Below are 15,543 nucleotides of genomic sequence, written 5' to 3' on the forward strand. Positions count from 1 at the left end.
GGCCTACTCGGTCGAGACCAGGTATGCGGTCGAGAAGGGCTCGTGGCGGGCGCGCATGTCGGCGTACGCCGTGAGCAGCATCGGGGCCAGAACGACGCTGCTCGCCACCGAGAAGACGGCGGAGACCAGCTCGGAGGCGACCGCGCCGGCGGTGGAGATGTCGCCGGAAGACGCGCCGGGGAACAGTGCGTTGGTGAACACGCTCTCGACCAGGAAGAAGGCGACCGTCAGGCCCAGGAACGTCGCGATCCGGCCCACGGCGGCGCCGAAGCCGGCGTGGAACAGCTGGAACACGCGGCCGATCGCGTTGCCCCGCTCGAGGAGGACCACCACGGGCAGGATCGAGAAGACGGCCGCGAGGTAGATCCCGGGGACGATGCAGAAGACCAGGCCCACCAGGATCATCAGGCCGGCCAGAATGCTCCAGCCGAGCAGGGCCGGCGTCCGGCGCAGGCCGTCCAGCAGGGCGGTGCTGATCGAGGCCGGGCGAACGGTCGCGGTCTGCACGAGGATGCGCTGCGTCGCCAGGTTCACGGTGAGGCTGAGCAGGCCGACGATCACGATGAACGCGAGGAACGGCAGGAGGAGGTCGACGAGCTCGTCCAGCGTGAGGGCCGAGGTGCCGGCCCGGCGGAGCTGGTCGCCGCTGGCGAAGTCCAGCCAGGACAGCAGGATCGCCAAGGGGAGCACGGCGATCAGCTGGATGAGGAGCATCGGGCGCCAGGCCAGGCGCAGCAGGCGGAAGCTGCGCGACCACCAGCCGGCGAAGTCGCGGCTGACCAGGGCGTCGTCGGGGCCGGCATAGTACTCGGGCGGCAGCGCCATCGGCGTGCCGTATGGCATGTCGGGCTGTCCGTAGGCAGGTGGGTAGCCGGGCGGTGGCCCGTAGCCCGGCGGGGGACCGCCACCCGGCTGGCCGTAGCCGGGTTGCCCGTAGCCGGGTTGCCCGTAGCCAGGTTGTCCGTAGTTCGGCTGGCCGCCGCCGGGCTGCCCGTAGCCGGGTTGTCCGTAGTTCGGCTGGCCGCCGCCGGGCTGCCCGTAACCCGGTTGTCCGTAACCCGGCTGCCCGTAACCCGGCTGCCCGTAGGGAGGCTGGCCTTGGGAAGGCGGCCCGTAGCCCGGCGGGCCGTACGAAGGCGGGCCGTAGGCGGGCGGTGGGACGCCTTGTCCGGGCAACGGCTGCGATTGCCCGAAGGGCGATGGTGGGCCGCCGTGTGCGGGTGGCGGCGCTGTGGGCGGGCCGGAAGGCGCGAACGGATCGCTGGCCGGCGGCAGGGGACCGCCCCCGGCTACCGGCGGCTGACCGAACGGGTCGGCGGGCGGCGGCGGGTACGGATCGCCGCCCGGCGCCGGCTGGGCGAACGGGTCGGCCGGCGGGTGCGCGAACGGGTCGGCCGGCGGGTGCGCGAAGGGGTCGGCCGGTGGCCGCGCGGGAGGCTCGGCCGACGGCTGCGCGAGCGGGTCAGCCGGTGGCCGGGCGAAAGGATCGGCCGGCGGCGCCGCGTATGGGTCGGCTGGTGGCGGCGCGTATGGGTCAGCGGGCGGCTGCGCGTATGGGTCGGCTGGGGGCCGGTCGGCCGGGTCGGGGTGTTCACCGGGCGGCGGACGGCGGTCGTCGTCGGAGGTGCCGGGGTTCTCGGTCAACGTCATCCCGCTCTCGTCCAAGATCAGCGTCGACACCCTATCGGGGCGGCCGGGCCTTCAGGTTACGGCCCGGGCGCAGCATGGCCTCCGGTCGCGCCGACGGCGGCGGAGGACAGCGCGCCCTAGAATCGGGAGGATGTCCGAGCAGTTGGAGTCGCCCACGACGATCCGGGATCGGGCCGTCGCGGTCGCCGACTATCTGCTCGCCGTGCGGGCCCAGATGGAGCGTCCCTCCCGCACGATCCCGGCCGACGCTCACCGGCTCGACGAGCTGCCTGATCATCCGGCCTGCCAGACCGGTCCGGCCGCCGACGGCACCTCGTGGCTGCGGGTCGGTCTCCCCGAGCTGCCGCCACCGGTCGCCGTCCCGGCCGCCCTTCGCCGCCGCCTGCGCGGCGACATCACCGCATCTGCCGAGCCCACCCCCGACACACCGGCACGCGGCGGCGACAGGGAGAAGGCGCGCGGCGGCGACAGGGAGAAGGCGCCCGAGGGCGACAGGGACAAGGCGCGCGAGGACGACAGGGACAAGGCCCGCGAGGGCGAAGAGGAGAGGGCGCGCGAGGGCAAAGAGGGCGACGGCGAAGACGACAAAGCGGTCGAAGAGGGGAAGACGGGCGAGGAGGCGACGGCCGGCCGAGACCAGGCCGCCGCGGGGGATGACTTCGCGGACTGGCGGGATCGGGCCTGGCGGCCCTGGGCGCACGCCACCGCCGAGGCCGAGAAGACCCGCGTGCTGCACCGGCAGCTCTTCGACCTCATGCACCAGCTCGACATGTCCGCCGCCACCACCGAGCTGGTCTGGGGCCACGGCCTGCTCCACACCACCATCAACGGCGAGCGCGTCCGCTACCCCCTGGTCGCCACCCCGGTCCTGATCGAGTACGAACCGGACAATTCCCTGGTCACCGTCTCGCCGGCCGGGCCGAGCCGGCTGCAGACCGACGCACTCACCGGCCTCGACGAGCGCTACCTCGCGCAGCTCCTCGCCCTCGCCGGCCCGGCCGGCACCCTCGAGGTCGACCTTGGCAACGACCTCGACCGCCGCGAGCTGTTCGAGCGGGCGCTGGGCCGCCTCGGCTACGACCGGCTGATCACCGACGGCACGACCGAGACCACGAAGCCGCACATCGAGGACATCGGCGTCCTCTTCGCCCGGCCGAAGCAGCGCCTCCTCCGGGGCTTTCTCGAGAGCCTGCGCGACCGCCTCCTGGCCGGCGACACCACCAGCGTCGGCGCGCTGGCGGCGATCGTCGCGCACGAGCCGTCGAAGCTGCGCATGCCCGACGACCACCCGGAAGAATGGCGGCGGGTCGGGGATCGCCTGCTCATGCCGCTGCCGACCAACGAGGCGCAGGAATCGATCGCCCGCCGTCTCGCGCAACATCGCAACGTCGCCGTGCAGGGGCCGCCCGGCACCGGCAAGACCCACACGATCCGCAACCTGATCTGCCATCTCATGGCGAACGGCAAGCGGGTCCTGGTGGTCGCGCAGAAGGAAGATCCGCTGCGGGTGCTGCGTGACGGCCTGCCCGAGGGGATCCGTGCGCTGTGCCTCGCGGTGCTGGGCCGCACCACCGACCAGCTGGTCCAGCTTCAGCTGGCGGCCCGCGAGCTGGCCGACCGCGCCGCCACCCTGGACAAGGAGGCCGAGGCGCGCCGGGTGGAGCGGCTGACGATCCTGCTCGAGGAGGCCGAGCGCGAGCTGGCGACGGCCCTGGGCGGACTGCGGGCGATCGCCGAGAGCGAAGCGGTCACCTACCCGATCGACGGCGTGCCGCAGACGCCCGTCGAGGTGGGCGCCTGGCTGCGGGAACGCGCCGGCACGCAGAGCGGCATCCCGGATCCGGTGTCGTCGGCGCCGCCGCTGACCTCCGAGGAGTTCGGCGCGCTGCTCGAGTTCGCGCACAGCCTGGCGCCCGACGACCGGGTGGCGGCGCTGCGCCGGCTGCCCGAGACCAGCGATCTCCCGGACGCCGCCGAGGGGGCGAACACCCGGGCCGAGCGGTCCAAACTCGAAGAGCTTGTGTCGCGCCTGGCGTCCCAAGGTCTAGACCTCGATTCCGTACGCGCAGCCGGCCGGCCCGCGGAGCACGACGATCTGGCCGCGGTGCGCAAAGATCTTCGGGACGCGCTGACCTGGCTGCGTCGCCGGGAAGGCGCCTGGACCGACCGGCTCGGACGGCTGCTCAACGACCCGCACTGGCGCGCCGTCTGGGCCGATCACGTGGCCGCGACCGACGCGCTGCTGGCCGAGATGGCCACGCTGACCCGGGAGCTGGCCGGTCATCGGGTGACGGTGCCGGAGGCGTACGCGAAGGAGCCGAAACGCCTGCTCGCCCAGCTCGCCGAGATTCATCAGCGATTCGCATCCGGCCGGGGGCTGAGCCGGCTGCTGCAGGCGGGGCTGTTCAAGCTGGCCGATGACGTGCGGGTCGACGGCGAGCCGCTGCGCGCCACCGAGGACGTCGACGTCGTGGCGGCCTGGGTGCGCCGGATCCAGGCCCGCAGGCGGCTGGGTGGTCACTGGCAGGAGTGGATCGACCGCCTGGCGATCGAGACGCCTACCGGCGATCCGGAGATCTGGGCGGGCACGTTGCTGTCCGACGCGGGTCAGTCTCTCGATTGGGACGTACGCTATTGGCCGGCTCTCGCCGAGCGCCTGGCTGTGCTCGTACCGCAGCATGATCTTGATCTTGATCCTGCGGCGCTGGCCGAGGTCGAGGCCCTGCTGGACGAGGCCCCGGCGGTCCTCGAGCTGGATGTTCTGCGGACGGCCGAGCGCGAGATCGCCGAGCGGCTGAGGCCCTGGCCGTCCTTGGGCGAGGCCTGGTCGACGCTGGAGGGCTGGGACTCCGCGGTGGCCGAGGTCCGTCGTCTGCAGGCGCTGCGTCCGCGGGTCGAGAGGTACGTCGAGCTGCGCAACCGCCTCGCCCGGGAAGCCCCGGAATGGGCGGCGATGATCGAGGCCGGCCAGGTGCCCGCGGTCTCCGGCCCGGCCTGCCTCGACGCGTGGGCCTGGCGCAGCGCGCAGACCTGGTTCGACGAGGTGATCGGCAGCGTCGACCCGGCGGTGCTGGCCAAACGCGTCGAGAACGCCCGCGAGAAGATCCGCCGCCGGACGGCCGATCTCGTGGTGGCGAGCGCCTGGCTCGAGGTGGCGCGCAGCCTCGACGACCGGCGCAAGGCCGCGCTCGCCGACTGGACCACCGCCCTTCGCAAGATCGGCAAGGGCACCGGGCGCACGGCGGCGGCCTGGCAGGCGCACGCGCAGCGGCACATGGAGTCGGCCGTCGAGGCGGTGCCGGTCTGGGTCATGTCGGTCGACCGGGCGATCGAGCAGTTCGCCGGCGGCGCCCACTTCGACGTGGTGATCGTGGACGAGGCGTCGCAGGCCGATCTGTTCGCGCTGCCGGTGCTGTCGCTCGCCGAGCGGGCCGTGGTGGTCGGCGACGACCAGCAGATCGGGCCGCAACTCGGGTTCGTGGGCTCGGTGTCGGGGCTGATCCACAGCCATCTCGGGGACGTGCCGTCGGCCGAGCACTTCGACCCGGAATCGTCGCTCTACGACCACGCGGTGCGCCGGTCGCCCGAGCGGATCCTGCTGACCGAGCACTTCCGCTGCGTGCCGCAGATCATCGAGTTCTCGTCGCGGCACTACTACGACAGCAAGATCATGCCGCTGCGGGCGGACCGGCCGGCGCTCGCGCCTATCAAGACTGTGTTCCTGCCCGACGGCGTCCGGCAACCGCTGGCCGGATTCGGCGACGTCAACACCGCCGAGGCCGATGCCCTCGTCCGGCAGGTCGCCGCGATCGTGAAGGACCCGGAGTACGACGGCAGGACGCTCGGGGTGATCTCGCTGCTGAGCACCAGCGGGCAGGCTGTCTATCTATTGGGTTTGCTGCGGGCGGAGATCGGCGAGGACGAGATCCAGGCGCGGCGGCTGCGGGTGGGCGACGCGTACACGTTCCAGGGGGACGAGCGGGACGTCGTGCTGGTGTCGATGGTGGTCTCGGACAACGATCCGCGGGTCGCGGCGTTCACCAAGCGGGAGTACCACCGGCGGATCAATGTGGCCGCGTCCCGGGCCCGCGACCAGCTCTGGATCTTCCACTCGGTGCGGGCCGGGTCGCTCCTCGCCGATGACGCGAGGGCTCTGCTGCTGACGTACGCGAACAATGTCTTTGATCTTGAAAGCCCGGCCGATCTGGCGCTCTGCGAGAGCGACTTCGAGAGGGACGTGTTCAAGCGGCTGGTCGCGAAGGGTTTCCGGCCGATTCCGCAGTTCCGGATCGGGGCCTACCGGATCGATTTCGTGCTGAACGCGCCGGACGGGCGGCGGCTCGCGATCGAGTGCGACGGCGACACCTACCACGGGCCGGAGCAGTGGGAGAGCGACATGCGCCGGCAGGCCGTGCTCGAGCGCGTGGGCAATTGTGTCTTCGTCCGGATCCGGGGGAGCATTTTCGCGCGGGAGCCCGAGGTCGCGATGTGGCCGGTGTGGCAGCGCATCGAGGAGCTCGCGATCGTGCCGGCGCCCCGGCGGTCGGTGCTGGAGATCGGGCAGTGGCAGGGGTCCGGGTCGCCTACCGCTCGCCGGCTCGTGGCCGGGGCCGCCTCGCTCGCCTCGATGGTTCCCGCCGACAAGCGGGTCCGGGTGTCCATTTCGGACGAGTCGCCTTCGGTTTCGCTGTTGGCATCCCACCTCGCGGCTGTGCGCTCCGCCCTGGCCGACCGGCCGGACGTGATCGTCGGTGGGGACTGCGGAGTCGAGGTCGGGCCGATCGAGGCGGCGCTGGCCGCTCATGGTGACGGGCTGGTGGTCGTCTGGTTCGACGCGCACGGCGACCTGAACACGCCGGATTCGTCGCCGTCCGGGGCCTTCCATGGGATGGTTCTGCGGACTCTGCTCGGGAGCGGATATCCCGAAATTTCACCATTGCGTCCGCTTCGGGCGTCGCAGGTGGTGCTCGCGGGCGTGCGGGCGCTCGACCCGGCCGAGAAGGAGTACGTGGAGGAGGCCGGGATCGCGCACGTCGAGCCGGCCGCGATCGGGTCGCTGGCCGCAGTCGTCGACGGGCTGGCCGCCCGGGCCCTCTACATCCACATCGACCTGGACGTGCTCGATCCCGAGACGTTCGCGTCGGTGGGCACGCCCGAGCCGGAGGGGATCACGCCGGAGCAGCTGGTCGCGGCCGTGCAGTCGCTGACCTCGCGCTTCCCGCTCGCGGGGATCGGGATCACCGAGTACGAGCCGGACCGCCCGGCCGACCGGGCGGTCCTGGCGAAACTCGTGCCCGCGCTGTTCTCAGTGGTGGATTGAGCCGAAGAGCTGGCCCTCCTGGTCGTAGGCGATGCAGATGACGCTGCGATCACCCGGCCAGAGGTCCTCGCTCGGGTAGTACGAGAAGTACTCGAAGGCGTACGGCTGCTCGACGTAGCTGTCGAGATAGTTGCCGCAGCGCTCGTCGGCTTCGTCGCTGACCTCGGACTCGCCCGGCCACGGCCGGTTGGGCAGGTTGAAGACGGCGAAGACCTCGCCGTCGTGCCCGACCGTGCAGTTCACCTTCCGCATGGTGTCGTAGTCGTCGACGTCGTCCAGGCAGTCGCCGGGCGCGTAGCCCGTCGCGGTGATGGCCGCCGGGTCGCTGCCGCGGGTGCTACTGGCGCTGACGCCGCCGCGGTCGGAACTGCTGCCGGCCGTGACGTCGGAGCGGATTCCGCTCACCATGAGGCTGACGATCAGCACGACGACCGTCAGCACCCAGACGCCGGAGCAGGCCAGACCGGCGATGGCCAGGCCGCGGCCGCGCTGCCCGCTGCGGCGGAGCTGGATGAGCGCGGTGATGCCGAAGGCGAGGCTGAACATGACGCCGCCGAGAATGCCGGCGACCAGCGCGGCGATGGCGAAACCGTTCCAGCCCTCCTCGGGGTCGGGCGGGGGCGGCGGGGGATAGCCGGGCCGGTCCGGGTAGCCGTAAGGGGCGGGATACGCGAGCACGTACCCGGGCGGTGGGGGATCAGTCGCCGGGTGCGGATACCGCGGCAGCGCGGGACCAGGATCGGGGGGCGGGCTCACCTCGGGCACGGTATCGACGGTATACGCGAGTCTTTCTCGGCACTGTCCCGCAGGCGTCTTGACGGCGACGCCGGCGGCCGCGTTGACTGCCGATCATGGAGGTCCGCCGGGTCGCGCACGACCTCACCGACGGGGAGGTCGACGACGCCGCCGGGCTGCTGCGGGCCCTGGTCGCCGGCGGCGCCGCGCTGGGCTGGGTCGATCCGCCGCCGGCCGGCGAGGTCCACGACCTGCTCGTCGGCGTGGCCGCCGACGACGATGCGGTGCTGGTCGTGGCCGGCGAGCACGGGCGTCTGCTCGGCCTGGGCTACTGGCGGCGCTACGCCCGGCCCACCCACCGGCCCCACGCCGACGTCGAGAAGGTCGCGGTCGACCCCGGCCACCAGGGCCGCGGCCTCGGCCGGCAGATCATGACCGAGCTCATCGCGGCGGCCCGCGACGCCGGCATCGAGGTGCTCACCCTCGACCAGCGCGGCGACAACACCCGCGCCGCCGCGCTCTACGAATCGCTCGGCTTCCGTCAGTACGGACGTTTGGAGCGCTTCGTCGCGGTCGGCGACCAGCGCTGGGACAAACTGTTCTACGCGCTGCGGCTATCGGATTAGCTCGATGCGGGCCTTGATGCGGCAGTGGCTCGCCAGCAGCGTCACCAGGGCCGTGCCGTCGATCAGCTCGAGCGGGCGGCCGGCCAGGGCCTCGTACGCGTCGGGCTCGATGCCGCCCAGCGAAACCAGGATGCCCTTGGTCGCGCCGGCCGCCGTCACCGCGCCCGCCAGGGCGTGCACGGCGGGCGCGCCGGCCGGCGCGCCGCGGCCCGCGTGGACCACGACCCGGCCGCCGAAGATCGGGCGCGGATCGGTGGCCAGCCAGCGGGAGCCGTTGTCGGCGCGCTCGGCCGAGCCCATGTCGAGGCCCATCACCCCGAACAGGTCGGTCAGCTGCTTCTCCCACGCCACGTCGGTGAGCGTGACCAGGTTGGGCCGCTCGTCGATGTCGGCGAGCACGTTGAACTCCTCGGTGAAGTCCCGGTCGGCGTCCCGCTCGAAGTCGATCTTCGGGGTGACGCCGGCCAGCTCGTCGGGCGCCGGGGAGAGCGCGCCCTGCAGATGCCGCAGGCAGGCGACCGGGTCGACCCGGCGCAGCTTGATCGCGGCGAACGTCTCCCGCTCGGTCTTCACCGACACCAGGCAGGGGCGCACGAACCGGCCGGTCCGCCGGTCGATCGCGTCGACGATGCCGTTGAAGGACGCCTGCCGCACGAGGCCGCCGCGGTCCGCCTCGATGATCTCGTGGATGGTCCGCAGCGTGACCCGGGCGATGATGTCCACGTAGCGGCGGCGGATCTCGCCCTCGTCGCGCGGGATCGCGGTCAGGTCGTCGCGCAGCCGGTCGAAGCGGTACTCCTTCACGATCGGCACGACCTCGATCGGGGGCAGGTGGTACTCGATCAGGAGGTGCCGCTGCTTGGGGAGGTAGGCCAGGCGGAAGTGCTGCGGGAAGTCGTCGGGGTAGACCGAGTTGCCCAGCACCATCGCGAAGTACTCGACCACCGAGGCCGGGTCGGCGTCGGCCACCGCCGCCGCGAACCGGTCGACCTCCGCGTTGTAGGCCGTCATCTTCGCCTCGTACTTGCGCTTGCTCTCGTCGTACGCCCTCTTGCGCGCCAGCAACTGCCCTTTGCGCCGCTGCTCGGCCTCGACCCACCTGGCTCGCGCCTGCTCGTAGGCGCGCCGGGCGTTCGCCGTCTGCTGCTGATGCAGCGGACCCCCGAGCAACTTGCCCACTCCGCGCGGCTGCGGCGGCACGTAGCTCTGCCAGCTCGGCTCGGGCAGTGGGCGGCCCAGCGGACCCGGGTCGAACGGCGGCGCCGTCAGCTGTTTCTTGAACTGGTCGAGATCGATGTGATCGTCGACCTCGAGGGTGGAGAGCAGCAGCGCGTCCAGATCGCTCAGCCGCGCGCGCAGTTCGGCGTTGGCGGCCGCTGCGTCGGCCGTGCGCGCCTCCACATACAGCCGCCGGCGCTCGCGCTGCCGCTCCATGTCGGACGCCGCCTGCTGCGCGGCGGCGATCGCGTGATCGGCATTGCGCCTGATCAGATCGCGCTGCTGCGCGGCGGCGGTGTTCGCCCGCTGGTCGGCGGCCACCTGCGTGGCGCGCGCCCGCTGCATGTCCCGGATGATGCCCATGCCTCGTCCTCGCTCCGCGTCGGGGTCCAATCGCCACCATATCCGTCGTATCCGGATGCAGTTACGCGGCGCGTCTCCGGTGGAGCTGTCCGTGCATGGTCGTCGCCGAGGCGGGGTAGGAAATCGCACATGGTTCCATCGCCAGCACGAGCAGTAACTGTCCGTCATGTTCTCGACGGTGATCTAGGTCCAGAATTACGCAGCGCAGTGGTCATCCGATCGGTTGAATCAATCCTCTGATCGGGCGAACACCAGCAGTTGAGGGCCTTGGCGGGCGGTCTGGCAAAACAATGACGCAACTGGGATCTGTTATATCGAGCCCGTGACGGGTGGTAATAGGTCGGGGCTCGGGGCACGTGCAGGGGGGAGGTGGACGGCGCATGGCCGCACCGAAGGAGCGGCGGACGATGCCGTCTGTCCCGCCTTCGCCGCGCCCACCGGCCGACGACCAGCCCGGACCCGCTTGGTTCGCCTATACCGCTTCGAGTGACCAGATCGCCTGGTCCAAGCCCCTGCTCGACATGCTCGGTCAGGCGCCGACCCAGAACGAGGTGAGCCGCCGGGTCCTCACCAGGTACGTCCATCGCGACGACCACGCCAAGGCGCTCGGCGCGATCACCCAGGCGTGGACGTCCCGGGTGCCGGTGCGCACCACCGTGCGGCTGATGCGCGCCGACGGCGGATGGTTCGACGTGGACTGCCGGCTCGAGCCGGTCAAGAGCCCGGACGGCACGGTCCGCGGCATCCGCGGCACGGTCACCGACGTCTCGACCCGCGAGCGCGAGCGACGCGAGCTCGCCCGGCTGGCCCGTCGCGGCGAGACCGTCCAGGCCTCCCTGGTCGACCCCGACCCGGCCACCGGTCTGCTGACCCGGGCCCGGTTCGTCGACGAGATCGACCGGGCGCAGCGCCGCGGCGGCGGGGCCATCCTGATCATCAGGGTGCAGCCGTCGCGGGCCGCGGACGGCGACGGCCTGCGCCCCGAGCTCGGCGCCGACCTGCTGCACCGGGCCGCCCGCGTGCTCGAGGGCGTCGTGCAGGAGGGCGCGCTGCTCGGGCGGGTCGGGCCCAGCGAGATCGGCCTGGTGCTGCCGGGCACGTCCTGGCCGATGGCCCGGCGCGAGGCCGAGGTGCTGGTCGACGCGCTGCGCTCGCAGACCTTCGTGCTGCCCGACAGCTGGCTGCGGGCGAACGCGTGGGGCGGGCTCGTGCGGTTCACACCGGACGCCGAGGCCGGCAGCCACGAGGTGCTCATCGACGCCGAGCACGCTTGGCGGGAGTCCCGCGACGGCGACCGCCCGCTCACCCTGGTCGCGCACCCGGTGCCGCGCCGCGACCGGCGCGGCTCCTACCGCACGCGGGTCGCCGACGCGCTCGGCACCGACCGGTTCACCCTGTACGCCCAGCCGATCCTCGACCTGCAGAGCAACGCGGTCACCCGGCACGAGTTGCTGCTGCGGGTGCTCGACGAGTCCGAGGGTCCGCAGTCGCCGACCCAGGTGCTCGACACCGCCGAACGGCTCGACGCTGTCTACGACATCGACCTGTGGGTGGTCGAGCGGGCCATGCAGCTCGCCGCCGAGCAGCCCGGCCAGTGCCTCCAGATCAACCTGTCCGGCCGGTCGGTCGGCGACCCGCGGCTCACCGACGAGGTGGAGCGGCTGATCTCCCACTACGAGGTGAACCCGGCCCAGCTCACCTTCGAGATCACCGAGACCGCGCTGATCGGCAACCTCAGCGAGGCCCGCCGCTTCGCCGACCGGGTGCGCGACCTGGGCTGCGAGCTGGCCCTCGACGACTTCGGCTCGGGCTACGCGTCGTTCCGCTATCTGCGGATCTTCCCGATCGACCTCGTCAAGATCGATGGCGAGTACGTGGTGGATCTCGTCGACAACCCGCAGGACCAGGTGCTGGTGAGAGCGCTGGTGCAGGTCTGCCAGGCGTACGGGATCCACACCGTCGCCGAGTTCGTGCAGGACGAGCCCACCCTGCGGCTGCTGCGCGAGCTGGGCGTCGACTACGTCCAGGGCTACCTCATCGGCAAGCCCGCTCCGCTGCCGGCTGGACGGTTGCCCAGCGCCTGACCTGGGTATCCGACGGAGTATGGAGCACTTCACGATCGCCACCGTCGCGGAGCAGAACCCCGATTTCCGCCGGGTCCTCTGGACCGGCAAGCACACCCAGCTCGTCGTGATGACCATCCCGCCGGGCGGCGAGATCGGCGAGGAGGTCCACGAGGTGGACCAGATCCTCACCTTCGTCAGCGGTGTCGGCAAGGCCATCGTCTCGGGCCAGCCGCGCAACATCGTCCAGGGCGACCTGGTCGTGGTGCCGGCCGGTCACAAGCACAACTTCGTCAACGCGGGCCCCAATCCGCTGGTCCTCTACACCGTGTACGGGCCGCCGGAGCACGCGGACGGCGCCGTGCACAAGACGAAGCAGGAGGCGGACCGCCTCGAAGAAGCCGGCAAGGACGAGCCGCCGCAGGGGTGACCCTGACACGTCGCCGGGACCGGCCGAGGCCCCCCAGCCAGCCGGTCCCCGGCGCCGTGCGGGGCGTAACCCCGGGCGGCACACTACTCGGGGCCCGCCACTCCCATCGATCGGCGTGCCCGTATGGTCACCGTCCCGTTGCCCCACTGAGATACTTCGCCCGCCGAACCACTAACCTTCCACCATGGACGACCCCCGGTGGCTGACCGACGAGCAGCAGCAGGCGTGGCGCCGCTTCGTCGAGGTGCTGGTCAAGGTCCCGGCGGCCCTCGAGGCCCAGTTGCAGCGCGATTCCAGCCTCACCCACATGGGCTACATCGTGCTGTTCACCCTCTCGGAGCGTCCCGACCGCCGGCTGCCGATGAGCAAGCTCGCCAAGCTCGTCTCCGCCTCCCTCTCCCGGTTGTCGCACGTGGTGGCCCGGCTCGAGGAACAGGGCTGGGTGCGACGCGAGCGCGACCCCGAGGACGGCCGGGTGCAGATCGCCGTGCTCACCGACAGCGGGTTCGAGAAGGTGGTCGACTCCGCCCCGGGCCACGCCGAGGCCGTCCAGCAGCTGGTTTTCGACCGGCTCACCCCGAGCCAGGTGCGCCAGTTGGTCAAGCTCGCCGACGCTCTCCTCGAAAGTCCTGTCGAGGTGCGCCCCGCGGGCGAATAGGCTGGCACTCTGTGATCCAACGCACGGAGGAGCTGCGCGGATGAGTCAGCGGGTGCGGGGCGTGATCGCCCGGGCCAAGGGCGCGCCGGTCGAGACGACGACGATCGTCGTTCCCGACCCGGGGCCGGGCGAGGCGGTCGTCGCGATCAAGGCGTGCGGGGTGTGCCACACCGACCTGCACTATCGCGAGGGCGGCATCAACGACGACTTCCCGTTCCTGCTCGGCCACGAGGCCGCGGGCGTGGTCGAGTCGGTCGGCGACGGAGTGACCGACGTGGCGCCGGGTGACTTCGTGGTGCTCAACTGGCGGGCGGTGTGCGGGAACTGCCGGGCCTGCCTGCGGGGCAAGCCGTGGTACTGCTTCGCCACGCACAACGCGACGCAGAAGATGACCCTTTCCGATGGAACTGTTTTGTCGCCCGCGCTAGGGATTGGGGCATTTGTCGAGAAGACCCTGGTCGCGTCCGGGCAATGCACCAAGGTCGACCCCTCGGCCCGCGCTGCCGCCGTGGGACTGCTCGGATGCGGTGTGATGGCGGGGATCGGAGCAGCGCTGAACACCGGCGGGGTGACGCGGGGCGATTCGGTCGCGGTGATCGGCTGTGGTGGGGTGGGCGATGGAGCCATCGCGGGCGCCGCGCTGGCCGGCGCCTCCACGATCATCGCCGTGGACACTGATGATCAGAAGCTCGAGTGGGCGCGAGGATTCGGCGCGACCCATACCGTCAATGCCCGAAATAGCGACGTTGTTGGGAAAATTCAGGAATTAACCGGCGGGTTCGGCGCGGATGTCGTGATCGAGGCGGTCGGCCGCCCCGAAACGTACAAGCAAGGGTTCTATGCCCGTGATCTTGCCGGAACCCTCGTGCTGGTCGGCGTGCCGACGCCGGAGATGACGATCGAGCTCCCGCTGCTCGACGTGTTCGGGCGCGGCGGCGCCCTGAAATCCAGCTGGTACGGCGACTGCCTGCCGACCCGCGACTTCCCGATGCTGGTGTCGCTCTACCGGCAGGGCCGCCTCGACCTGGACGCGTTCGTCTCCGAGGAGATCGCGCTGGACCAGGTCGAGGAGGCCTTCGCCAAGATGCACACCGGCGGCGTGCTCAGGTCGGTCGTCCTTTTCTAGGCGTTACGCCGCGCGGGCGTAGGCCGGCACCGACCGGTCCGCCAGCAGATCCAGGGAGAGGGCCGCGGTCCAGCTGAAGGCCGGCGCGCCGAGGCCCTCCCCGGTGATCGGGTGGAAGTACTCGAAGTGGTCGTTGCGGTGCACCAGCCGCACCATCGCCGTGCGCAGGTCCTCGGCCTCATCGCGGAACCCGTGCACCAGCAGGCCGCGGCGCAGCAGCCAGTTCACGTTGATCCAGAGCGGGCCGCGCCAGTAGCGCATGGTGTCGAAGCCGGGCGCGGTGCGGTCGTAGCTCGGCGCGGGCAGTCCTTCCAGGCCGAAGCGCGACGATCTGGCCTCCGTCATGATCGCCTCGACGTGCTCGGCCGGCAGGTCGGGCAGCATCAGCGGCATCAGGCCGCTCACGCAGTGCTCCGGGCTGAGCTTGCCGGTCTTCACGTCGAGCGCGTGGAACGTGCGGGACTGCGGGTTCCACAGCCGCTTCACGATCGCCGCGGTGATCCGCTGCGCACGCTCGCGGTGCGCGGCGGCCTCGGCGGCCAGGCCCAGCACCCCGGCGATCTGGGCCAGCGACAGCTCGGCACCGGCCATGATCGCGTTGAAGCTCGGACACTCCACCGCGAACGCGTGCCGGTCGAGCAGGTCGTGGTCGTCGTACCCCTCGGCGCGGTAGGTGAGCACGAGGCCCACATACCGGGCGTAGTCGACGTCGGTGGGGCGGTGCGCGGCGGCCGAGACGTCCAGGTCGCGGCGCTTGTACGTGGTGAGCAGGCTCAGGTCGGCCGGCACGTTCGCCATCGCCTCGTCCCAGGCCGGGCTGTTGTCGAGGCCCGATTCCCAGGGATGCACGATGCTGACCAGGCCGCCGCCACCCACGTTGCGCCGGCCGGTCAGGTACTCCTGCTGCGCGACCAGGCGGGGGTAGAGCCACTCGAGCTCGGTGCGGGCCTCCTGCGCGCAGTTCGCGCCGTGTGCCGCGGCGTGGCGGTAGACGTCCCAGGCGGCGATCGCGTGCATGGGCGGCTGCACGATGCCGGTGCTGCCGCGGGCCGGGCGGTTCGCGTACGCCGGCACGTCCCAGAAGCCGGGGCCCGGGAAGTAGTCGGCCTCGGCGGTGGCCGGGTCGAAGACGATGTGCGGCACCCGGCCGTCGGGCCATTGCGCCTCGAACAGGCTGCGCAGGTCGCGCCACGCCCGGGTCGGGTTCACGTAGGCCAGGCCGATGGCGATGAAGGCGGCGTCCCAGCTCCACTGGTGGGGATACAGCTTGCGGGAGGGGACCATGTGATCGCCGGACCAGTTGGTCTCGAGGACGCGCACGGCGGAGTTCCAGAGTTCGGCAGACATCTCAGTC

General features: G+C 71.6%; 10 protein-coding genes. 6 read left to right on the forward strand and 4 right to left on the reverse strand.

The window, feature by feature from the left end:
* Nucleotides 1–3: 3 nt before the first annotated feature.
* Nucleotides 4–1,650 carry a hypothetical protein gene (locus ACIA5D_RS12465; RefSeq protein ID WP_396029968.1) on the reverse strand — a complete coding sequence of 549 codons (1,647 nt, stop codon included), beginning with the start codon at nt 1,648–1,650 and terminating at the stop codon, nt 4–6.
* A 130-nt stretch (nt 1,651–1,780) separates the two neighbouring features.
* Between ACIA5D_RS12465 and ACIA5D_RS12470 the strand changes: the two genes are divergently transcribed.
* Complete coding sequence (locus ACIA5D_RS12470; protein ID WP_396029969.1) at nt 1,781–6,970, forward strand: arginase family protein; 5,190 nt, start codon at nt 1,781–1,783, stop codon at nt 6,968–6,970.
* Here the strand turns inward: ACIA5D_RS12470 and ACIA5D_RS12475 are convergent.
* Complete coding sequence (locus ACIA5D_RS12475) at nt 6,956–7,726, reverse strand: DUF4190 domain-containing protein (protein WP_396029970.1); 771 nt, start codon at nt 7,724–7,726, stop codon at nt 6,956–6,958. The two genes, ACIA5D_RS12470 and ACIA5D_RS12475, sit on opposite strands and share 15 nt — an antisense overlap.
* A 95-nt stretch (nt 7,727–7,821) precedes the next feature.
* On the opposite strand from ACIA5D_RS12475, the gene ACIA5D_RS12480 reads away from it, so the two are divergent.
* Nucleotides 7,822–8,331 carry a GNAT family N-acetyltransferase gene (locus tag ACIA5D_RS12480; RefSeq protein WP_396029971.1) on the forward strand — a complete coding sequence of 170 codons (510 nt, stop codon included), beginning with the start codon at nt 7,822–7,824 and terminating at the stop codon, nt 8,329–8,331.
* On the opposite strand, the gene ACIA5D_RS12485 is transcribed toward ACIA5D_RS12480, so the two are convergent.
* Nucleotides 8,320–9,912, reverse strand: coding sequence for a restriction endonuclease (locus ACIA5D_RS12485; RefSeq protein ID WP_396029972.1), 1,593 nt, complete (start codon nt 9,910–9,912; stop codon nt 8,320–8,322). The two genes, ACIA5D_RS12480 and ACIA5D_RS12485, sit on opposite strands and share 12 nt — an antisense overlap.
* Before the next feature lie 380 nt (nt 9,913–10,292).
* On the opposite strand from ACIA5D_RS12485, the gene ACIA5D_RS12490 reads away from it, so the two are divergent.
* The 4 genes from ACIA5D_RS12490 to ACIA5D_RS12505 all read left to right on the forward strand — a co-directional run bounded on the left by ACIA5D_RS12490 (nt 10,293) and on the right by ACIA5D_RS12505 (nt 14,189).
* A complete protein-coding gene (locus tag ACIA5D_RS12490) occupies nt 10,293–11,996 on the forward strand; it encodes an EAL domain-containing protein (protein ID WP_396029973.1) in 1,704 nt (567 codons plus the stop codon).
* Between the two features lie 19 nt (nt 11,997–12,015).
* Nucleotides 12,016–12,405, forward strand: a complete 390-nt coding sequence (locus ACIA5D_RS12495) for a cupin domain-containing protein (protein ID WP_396029974.1) — start codon at nt 12,016–12,018, stop codon at nt 12,403–12,405.
* Nucleotides 12,406–12,589: 184 nt separating this feature from the next.
* On the forward strand, nt 12,590–13,063 hold the full coding sequence (locus ACIA5D_RS12500) for a MarR family winged helix-turn-helix transcriptional regulator (RefSeq protein WP_396029975.1): 474 nt from the start codon (nt 12,590–12,592) through the stop codon (nt 13,061–13,063).
* 40 nt (nt 13,064–13,103) lie between these two features.
* The gene (locus tag ACIA5D_RS12505; protein ID WP_396029976.1) at nt 13,104–14,189 is read left to right on the forward strand and encodes an S-(hydroxymethyl)mycothiol dehydrogenase; all 1,086 of its coding nucleotides are present in this window, start codon (nt 13,104–13,106) and stop codon (nt 14,187–14,189) included.
* A gap of 3 nt (nt 14,190–14,192) precedes the next feature.
* Here ACIA5D_RS12505 and ACIA5D_RS12510 read toward each other — a convergent pair whose 3' ends face one another.
* Nucleotides 14,193–15,536, reverse strand: a complete 1,344-nt coding sequence (locus tag ACIA5D_RS12510) for an MGH1-like glycoside hydrolase domain-containing protein (protein WP_396029977.1) — start codon at nt 15,534–15,536, stop codon at nt 14,193–14,195.
* Between the last annotated feature and the right edge of the window lie 7 nt (nt 15,537–15,543).

This window comes from Actinoplanes sp. NPDC051513, assembly GCF_044454685.1.
In the GTDB taxonomy this organism is placed as follows: domain Bacteria; phylum Actinomycetota; class Actinomycetes; order Mycobacteriales; family Micromonosporaceae; genus Actinoplanes.

What these genes read in the sequence shown, in the direction of transcription:
- ACIA5D_RS12505 (WP_396029976.1), top strand. Translation starts at nt 13,104, where the DNA reads ATGAGTCAGCGGGTGCGGGGCGTGATCGCCCGGGCCAAGGGCGCGCCG.
- ACIA5D_RS12485 (WP_396029972.1), bottom strand. Translation starts at nt 9,912, where the DNA reads ATGGGCATCATCCGGGACATGCAGCGGGCGCGCGCCACGCAGGTGGCC.
- ACIA5D_RS12490 (WP_396029973.1), top strand. Translation starts at nt 10,293, where the DNA reads ATGGCCGCACCGAAGGAGCGGCGGACGATGCCGTCTGTCCCGCCTTCG.
- ACIA5D_RS12480 (WP_396029971.1), top strand. Translation starts at nt 7,822, where the DNA reads ATGGAGGTCCGCCGGGTCGCGCACGACCTCACCGACGGGGAGGTCGAC.
- ACIA5D_RS12465 (WP_396029968.1), bottom strand. Translation starts at nt 1,650, where the DNA reads ATGACGTTGACCGAGAACCCCGGCACCTCCGACGACGACCGCCGTCCG.
- ACIA5D_RS12495 (WP_396029974.1), top strand. Translation starts at nt 12,016, where the DNA reads ATGGAGCACTTCACGATCGCCACCGTCGCGGAGCAGAACCCCGATTTC.
- ACIA5D_RS12500 (WP_396029975.1), top strand. Translation starts at nt 12,590, where the DNA reads ATGGACGACCCCCGGTGGCTGACCGACGAGCAGCAGCAGGCGTGGCGC.
- ACIA5D_RS12470 (WP_396029969.1), top strand. Translation starts at nt 1,781, where the DNA reads ATGTCCGAGCAGTTGGAGTCGCCCACGACGATCCGGGATCGGGCCGTC.
- ACIA5D_RS12510 (WP_396029977.1), bottom strand. Translation starts at nt 15,536, where the DNA reads ATGTCTGCCGAACTCTGGAACTCCGCCGTGCGCGTCCTCGAGACCAAC.